Source organism: Mesorhizobium sp. M7A.F.Ca.CA.002.15.2.1, from assembly GCF_003998715.1.
In the GTDB taxonomy this organism is placed as follows: Bacteria; Pseudomonadota; Alphaproteobacteria; order Rhizobiales; family Rhizobiaceae; genus Mesorhizobium; species Mesorhizobium ciceri.
Genome location: NZ_RZPI01000425.1, coordinates 1 through 4,983 on the forward strand (window position 1 = coordinate 1; position 4,983 = coordinate 4,983).

Below are 4,983 nucleotides of genomic sequence, written 5' to 3' on the forward strand. Positions count from 1 at the left end.
CGCCATACACCTTGCGAAGGCTCTGAAAGACCAGCGTCATTTTCCGAAAAGCCCTCGGATCAGTTTCTCCGGCCCGAAGCTGCGCGGCACGATGCCGGCCGGGCGCGCGATGATCAGCGAGATCATCAAAAGACCGAGGAAGAGGATGCGCCATTCGGCGAATTCGCGCAGCAGCTCCGGCAGCAGGATCAGGATTGCCGCGCCGGCGACGATGCCGAAGATGTTGCCGATGCCGCCGACCACGATCATCAGCACGATCAGCACCGATTCCTGCAGCGTGAAGCTTTCCGGGCTGACGAAACGCTGCGATGCGGCGAAGATCGCGCCGGCTATGGAACCGATCGTGGCCGAGGTGGCGAAAGCGGCAAGCTTGGCATTGGTGGTGTTGATGCCGATGCCGCGCGCGGCATCCTGGTCCTCGCGGATCGCCGCCCACGCCTTGCCGAGGATGGAGCGCTCGAGCCGCCAGACCACGGTGCCGACGATGAGCACGGTGATCAGCAGCAGCCAGAAGAAGTCGATCGGCCGGGCAATCTGTATGCCGAGGATCGACGCCTTGTCCAGCCGGGCAATGCCTTGCGGCCCTCCGGTCAGCCAGTCGAGATTGTTGATGATGATGCGGATGATCTCGCCGAAGCCAAGTGTGACGATGGCCAGATAGTCGCCGCGCAATCGCAACACCGGAATGCCGAGCAATATGCCGGTGACCGCACCCAGGCAGGCGGCGACGAGCAGGATGAGCAGGAACGGCATATGCAGGCCGAGCTGCGGGCTTGCCAGCAGCCCATAGCTGTAGGCGCCGACCGCGTAGAAGGCGACGAAGCCGAGATCCAGCAGCCCGGTATAGCCGATCACGATGTTCAGGCCGATGCCGAGCAGGATGTAGATCAGCAGGCTGTTGAGGACACGGACATGGTAGTTGGGCAGGAAGGGCGTGGCCATGATCAGCGCGATCGCGATGGCGAAGACGAGCCAGGAGATGGTCCGGTTCGCACGCGGCCGGGCCGCGGCGAGAGTGTCGGCGGCGGCCATCAGAATTCCCTCTTGTACACGATGCTTTCCTCGGAGACGGCCTCGCCGAGTATACCGGCAGGACGGACCAGAAGCACGAGTATGAGGATCGCAAAGGCGAGAACGTCGCGATACTCGGTGCCGAGCACGCCGTTTGTGACAATGGGCAGCAGCGCGGTTCCCCACACTTCGATAAAAGCCAGGATGAAGGCGCCGAGCATGGCGCCGGGGATTGAACCGATGCCGCCGAGGATGGCCGCGGTGAAGGCCTTCAGCCCGATGACGGCGCCCATGCTGGGCGACATGATGCCATAGTAACTGGAATAGAGGATGCCGCCGGCAGCGCCGAGAAGCGGCCCGACGAAGAACACCATGGAGATGGCGCCGTTGACGTTGATGCCAAGCAGCTGTGCGGTCGGTCGGCTTTCCGATACGGCGCGCACGATGATGCCGATACGGCTCCGGTTGACTAGGACATGCAGGCCGAACATCAGCACGAAGGCGGCGATCAGGATGCCGATCTGCATCAAGGTGATGGTGCCGCCCATCACCTGATATCGGACGACGGGGAAGAAGCTGGGAAAGGCGACTGGCTGTGGGCCGGCCAGGATCTGCACCCCGGTGACGAGCGACAATGAGACGCCGAGCGAGGACAGCATCGGCGCGAGCCGGGTGGAGCTTCTCAGCGGTTTGTAGGCGACCCTTTCGATGCCGACTCCAATGAGGCCGACGAGGAAGATCGCCACGAGAAAGGCCGCGGTAAGCGCCAGCGCGCCCGACATCCCGACATCGCCGACCAGCAGGCTGAGCGCCAGAAACGCTACATAGGCGCCGAGCATGAACATCTCGCCATGGGCGAAGTTGATCATGCGCAACACGCCGTAGACCATGGTGTAGCCGAGCGCGATCAGGGCGTAGATCGAGCCGATGGTCAGGGCATTTACCGTTTGTTGGATAAGATTTCCCAGCATGGGCCGGCGTCCTGTGCCTGCAACCCCATGGACCGGTCGAACCGGGAAGGGGAATGGTCGACGTGGCCGCCCGTACTTGCGGCAGGCACGCCCGTCAACAGGTGAAGGAGCCGCTTCGCGCGTAGCGATGCGGCTCCGGCGGTCTGGCTGCTATTTCGAACCGACGAGATGGAAGCCCGTTCCCTCCACCTTGTAGAGGTAGGATGGGGCGACTTTGAGTTCGCCGGTTTCGTCGAATTCCAGCTCGCCGACGACGGTCTTCGCCTTAACTGCATGCAATGCCGCGTTGAGGTCCTCACGCGTGAGGCCTTTCGTCGTTTTCAGCACCTGTTCCAAAATCTGGCCCTGTACATAGCCGTAGATCGAATACGGGCCGGCTTCCTCACCATATTTCGCCTTGTAGAGTTTGGCGAAATCGGCGATCTCGGGGGAGGCATCCATCGGCGGCACCTGGATCGCGACAAGCGTGCCCTGGACATTGGCTTCGCCGGCCTGTTTGATGAGGTCCGGCGTGTAGCCGCCGTCCGGCACCATTAGCACGGCGGCGATACCTTGCTCGTGCATCTGCTTGGCAAACAGCGCAAGCTGCGGCATGACGGCGCCGAGATAGATCGCATCGGGCTTCTTGGACTTGATCTGGGCCAGCACAGCGGTGAAGTCCACGTCGGATGGCGCCACGGCAATGGTATCGAGGACCTTGCCGCCGCCGGTTTCGAAGTTCTTGGCGAAGATTTCGGAAATGCCCTGGCCGAAGACCTGCTTGTCGTTGACGATCACGGCAGTCTTGGCGCCGAGCTTGCCCAGCGCATATTCGGCTGGCAACAATGCGCCGGCCAGATCGTTGGCCACCGGGCGCACCATGAACTTGTAGCCCTGCTTGGTGAGAGACGGATTGGAGCCGAAGGTCATGGTCGGCAGCGTGCAGTCTTCATAGATTGGCAGCGTCGACTGGGCGACGCCGGAATTGAAGTTCACCAGGCCAAGCACGACCTTGTCATTGTCGCAGAATTTCTGGGCGACGAGCGTTCCCTCGCGCGGGTCGGCCTTGTCGTCCTGCTGGTCATAGGCAATGGTGACGCCATTGACGCCGCCATCGGCGTTCAGCCTGTCGACGTAGAGCTTGAAGCCATTGTGCCAGGTGCTGCCGAAATAGGCCTGCGCGCCCGAGAGCGGCGCGGACATTCCGACGGTAATCTGCTCGGCCATGGCCGGCGCTGCAAAAAGCGAGGCGCCGAGAAGAAGTGTGGCGATAGATTTTTTCATCATGGTTCCCCTTAGCTGCTGACTACGACAGGGGAGGCCGTTGCGGTCTTCTTCCCCGTGTAAGCCCATCGAAGCAGACAAAGGGATCGTCGTCAAGAAAGTGTCGACACTATTGCGTTCAATTTTGTGCTCAGATATCGATTATGCGTCGCGAGCCCTTCGGCGACGCTTCAGCTCGGCGCCATTGTCGGGCGCGAAAACCTTGAGCAAGGCGTCCTTGAGCGCTTGCTGCGTGGCGGAGACGGTCATTTCGATATGTTCGCGCAACAGTTTCGCGCCGTTCTCGGCATCGCGCTTGACGGCAGCCTCGACGATGGCCGAATGGGAGGTGATCTGCGCCTTGTCATGCGAAGGATGTTCGATCTGGATGCGGCGGATGAAGCGGATGCGTGCATTGATGGAGCTGAGCTGGCCGACAAGTTCCGGATTTCCGGAGAGTTCGGCGATGAGCAGATGGAAGCCTTCGTCCTCGGCCAGGATGACATCCGGCGGCTGGTCCGGGTAGGCGTCGACGATCGCTTCCCAGTAGCTCCGCAGCCGGTCGATTTCGCTGTCGTCGGCGCGCTCGCACATCAGCTTGAAAGCAGCGCACTCGATGATCGAGCGGAACTCGTAGAGATCGAGCAGGCCCTCGGTGCTGAGGCTTCTGACGAAAAAGCCTCGATTGGGCGTGAGCGAAACGAAACCCTCGGAGGCGAGCCGGTTCAGCGCCTCGCGGATCGGTGTGCGCGAAAGGCCAAGGCCGCGCGAAAGCTGGACCTCGTTGATGCGCTCTCCGGGCTTCAGCTTGAATTCGACCAGGAGCTTGCGGATGGTGTTGTAGGCGCGTTCGCTGCTATCGGCAGCGCGGCGCGTCTCCGCTTCAGCGGCAAGGGACGGGTCGCTATCGGCACTGGTCTCGGCTCGTTCGGTCACGTCGGTTCTCATCTGATTTGTATGCAGGCTGTGTCGACACTTTGTAGAGCCGCCTTTCTTTCCCAACTTCGTGTGAATGGCAAGCAGCAGGTTCAAATCCGGGGGACAACAATGATTGTAGGCATTCTTGGGGTCGGGCATCTGGCGACGTCCATGCTGGCTGGGTTCTTGCGTTCCGGGCTTGATCCCGCGGCGATCGTGCTGTCGCCGCGGGGCAAGGCGGCGGCGCTCTCCGCCCGGCACGGTTTTCGGCTGGCAATCGACAATCGCGATCTCGTCGAACAGTCCGATGTCGTCATTGTTGCGGTGCGGCCCGTGCATGCGCCGGATGCGGTCGCTGGCCTGCCGTGGCGCACGGACCAAACAATGGTTTCGGTTTGCGCCGGCGTAGCGCTATCGCGGTTTGCTGTCGCGCCTGCGCGCGCGGTGCGCGCCATGCCGTTCACGGCTTCCGAAATCTGTGCCAGTCCGACGATCTATTTCCCCGACCTTGAGCAGGCGCGGGCGGTCCTCGACTGGCTTGGCCCCTCGATCGCTCTGGCCAGCGAAACGGACTTCGAGTTGGCGACGGTCAATGCCGCCATCTATGGCTGGGTGCAGGATCTGATCCGCAGGACGACTGAATGGTCGAGCGCGCGAGGTCTCGATCCGGCAATTGGCCGCCGGCTGACGGCGATGACGTTCGTGGCCGCCGGGCGGCTGATTGAGGAGAAAGACCAGCCGATGCATCAGATGCTCGAGGAGCTGGTGACACCGGGCGGCATCACCGAGCGGGGTCTGCAGGTGCTTTCGGCGCGCGGAGTGCCTGCGGCCTGGGAGGAGG

The 4,983-nt window shown here is 62.2% G+C and carries 5 protein-coding genes; 1 reads left to right on the plus strand and 4 read right to left on the minus strand.

Annotation, left to right across the window (positions count from 1 at the left end; all coding sequences use genetic code 11):
- Nucleotides 1-36: 36 nt before the first annotated feature.
- The 4 genes from ENZ74_RS21620 to ENZ74_RS21635 form a co-directional block, all read right to left on the minus strand.
- Nucleotides 37-1,032 (minus strand): hypothetical protein, encoded by a 996-nt coding sequence (locus ENZ74_RS21620; protein ID WP_024504006.1) that lies wholly within the window; start codon nucleotides 1,030-1,032, stop codon nucleotides 37-39.
- Nucleotides 1,032-1,982: a branched-chain amino acid ABC transporter permease gene (locus tag ENZ74_RS21625; RefSeq protein ID WP_224620706.1), complete on the minus strand. Its 951-nt coding sequence runs from the start codon at nucleotides 1,980-1,982 to the stop codon at nucleotides 1,032-1,034. Before ENZ74_RS21625 ends, ENZ74_RS21620 begins: the two co-directional genes overlap by 1 nt.
- Nucleotides 1,983-2,132: 150 nt before the next feature.
- Nucleotides 2,133-3,248 (minus strand): branched-chain amino acid ABC transporter substrate-binding protein, encoded by a 1,116-nt coding sequence (locus tag ENZ74_RS21630; RefSeq protein ID WP_164752001.1) that lies wholly within the window; start codon nucleotides 3,246-3,248, stop codon nucleotides 2,133-2,135.
- A 138-nt stretch (nucleotides 3,249-3,386) separates the two neighbouring features.
- On the minus strand, nucleotides 3,387-4,160 hold the full coding sequence (locus tag ENZ74_RS21635) for a GntR family transcriptional regulator (RefSeq protein ID WP_063168746.1): 774 nt from the start codon (nucleotides 4,158-4,160) through the stop codon (nucleotides 3,387-3,389).
- Nucleotides 4,161-4,271: 111 nt separating this feature from the next.
- Here ENZ74_RS21635 and ENZ74_RS21640 point away from each other — a divergent pair.
- Nucleotides 4,272-4,983: NAD(P)-binding domain-containing protein (locus ENZ74_RS21640; protein ID WP_164761120.1), on the plus strand; the 712-nt coding region annotated here is incomplete at its 3' end.

Excerpts from the sequence above, each read along its gene's own strand:
- ENZ74_RS21620 (WP_024504006.1), bottom strand. The coding sequence starts at position 1,032 with ATGGCCGCCGCCGACACTCTCGCCGCGGCCCGGCCGCGTGCGAACCGG.
- ENZ74_RS21625 (WP_224620706.1), bottom strand. The coding sequence starts at position 1,982 with ATGCTGGGAAATCTTATCCAACAAACGGTAAATGCCCTGACCATCGGC.
- ENZ74_RS21630 (WP_164752001.1), bottom strand. The coding sequence starts at position 3,248 with ATGATGAAAAAATCTATCGCCACACTTCTTCTCGGCGCCTCGCTTTTT.